Genomic DNA, 1337 nt, shown 5'->3' on the forward strand with positions numbered 1-1337 from the left:
GGCGGCCGCGGCGTGCCGGGCCGCCCGTCGGAGCCCGGTCAGCTGCATCCCGGGATCGCGCTGCCGCCGGCCTGGGCGACCAGCCCGCACAGGGTGCTGGTGGACACCTTCCAGGTGCCGTTGTCCAGCACGGCCTGTCCGCTCGCGGCCGGTTCGACCGTCTGGCCCTGCAGCGTCAGCGTGTACGTCACGGTCGCGGCCGAGTCCGAGGTGAACTGGACGTCGGTCACCGTGGCCTTGACCTGGCCGACCCGCGGGTCGTTGGCGAAGCCCTGCAGGGCGGGCTGGAGCGCCTCGCCGTTCTGCAGCAGCGCGGCCCGGTCGGCGATCGGCGTGGCCGGGTCGAAGAACTTCTCCCAGTTGGTCTTGATCTGCGCCTTGGCGGCCTCCGCGTCGGCCGGTGCCGAGCCGCCGCCCGTGGGCGACGCAGCCGCCGAGGTCGTGGCCGGTGCCGAGGGCGAGGGTGAGGAGGACCCGGAGGAACTGCTGCTGCTGCAGGCCGCCGCGAACAGCAGGGCCAGGACGGCCAGGACGGCCGCCGCGAGCCGGGCGGCCGCGCCGACCGGACGGGATGAGGGGGTACGGCCGTCCGGGTGGGCGGCGGGGCCGGGGCCGGCCTCGTGGATCGACTCGCCAGGGTTGTTGCGCATGGGTTGCTCACCGCGTTCTTCCCGACCGCAGGGCCGCCCTCCCGCCGGTGGCCCCGGTCGCTCGTGTCGTGGCTGCTCTGGGTCGGTGTCTCGGTCCGTGCTGCGGCACCGGATGCCGCAAGTGACACTATGAAGGCCGATCGGCGGACGAACCGCAAGAGGAGCTGACAGAACAGTAGAATACCGAGAAATCTGGACAGTACGGAGAAATCTGGATGAACCGGATTCCCCGGCCCAGCACCGCCGGGCTGCTGCGGGCCCTGCGCGAATGGCCCGGCTGGTTCACGCTCGCCGCCGGCGCGGTGCTCTGCGTGCTCGGCTGGTACGGCGTCTCCGGGGAGGAGCTCGCGGCCCGTCAGCTGCCGTACATCGCCTCGGCCACCGCCCCCGGCGCCGCCCTGATCGTCGCGGGCGCCGTCCTCATCGCCGTCCGCCGCGGCCCCGGCCCCGGCCCCGGCGAGCCCGCGGACCGGCGGCTCGACCAGCTCTACGCGCTGCTGGTCACCGAGGCCCCCGCCGCAGCCGACGAGGGCGAGAGCGGCCCGCCGGTCGGCCTCCCCGACGGCACCCTCTACCACCGCCGGGACTGCCCGCTGGTCGCCGGCAAGACCGGCGCCGAACCGTTGGACGCCCGCGCCGTGCGGGAACGCGGCCTCAGCCCCTGCCCGGTCTGCGACCCCGGGCCGC

The 1337-nt window shown here is 75.0% G+C and carries 2 protein-coding genes; one reads left to right on the top strand and one right to left on the bottom strand.

All coding sequences use genetic code 11. From position 1 onward, the window contains the following. Positions 1 to 38: 38 nt before the first annotated feature. The gene (locus ABZ641_RS37735) at positions 39 to 650 is read right to left on the bottom strand and encodes a hypothetical protein (protein ID WP_344621538.1); all 612 of its coding nucleotides are present in this window, start codon (positions 648 to 650) and stop codon (positions 39 to 41) included. Positions 651 to 865: 215 nt separating this feature from the next. Here ABZ641_RS37735 and ABZ641_RS37740 point away from each other — a divergent pair. Next, positions 866 to 1337 (top strand): hypothetical protein (locus tag ABZ641_RS37740; RefSeq protein WP_359989130.1); only part of this gene is annotated, 472 nt, incomplete at its 3' end.

The sequence above is a fragment of the Kitasatospora sp. NPDC007106 genome (assembly GCF_040634455.1).
In the GTDB taxonomy this organism is placed as follows: Bacteria; Actinomycetota; Actinomycetes; order Streptomycetales; family Streptomycetaceae; genus Kitasatospora; species Kitasatospora arboriphila.

Coding starts and splice junctions, on each gene's coding strand:
- ABZ641_RS37735 (WP_344621538.1), bottom strand. CDS start 650: ATGCGCAACAACCCTGGCGAGTCGATCCACGAGGCCGGCCCCGGCCCC.